The sequence below is a fragment of the Halobacillus sp. A1 genome, assembly GCF_024189295.1.
Lineage (GTDB): Bacteria > Bacillota > Bacilli > Bacillales > Halobacillaceae > Halobacillus_A.
Window position 1 is genome coordinate 1 of sequence record NZ_JAIZEN010000075.1, and the last position, 360, is coordinate 360.

Consider the following 360-nt stretch of genomic DNA (forward strand, 5'->3'; position numbering starts at 1 on the left):
GAGGCAGAATTGGACTTCGTAAAAAAGCTCGACGAACAAGAAAGGCAGGCGAAGAAGAAGAAGAAATAACGACATCAGAGAAATTTCAACTCATTGAACAAGTGGTAAGGACTCATGGCTTCCCCCAATTGATTCAGTATTTTTGTGAGTTGGCCAACGTGAGCCGTTCGGGGTATTACAACTGGTTGAAAGCAGAAAACACCCGCCAAAAGAGAGAACGAAAAGATGAGGCGGACTATGAAATCATCAAGAAAGTATATGATCAACGTCACGGTAAAGTAGGAGCTCTTCAGATCAAAATGATGGTAGAGAACGATGAACATATCGTAATGAACCATAAGCGTATTCGGCGTATCATGA

1 protein-coding gene is annotated in these 360 nt (G+C 41.9%); it reads left to right on the forward strand.

Features of this window, described 5'->3' with window-relative positions:
* Nucleotides 1–360, forward strand: a 360-nt coding sequence (locus tag LF817_RS20060) for an IS3 family transposase (protein ID WP_253937571.1), incomplete at both ends; no start/stop codon positions are given.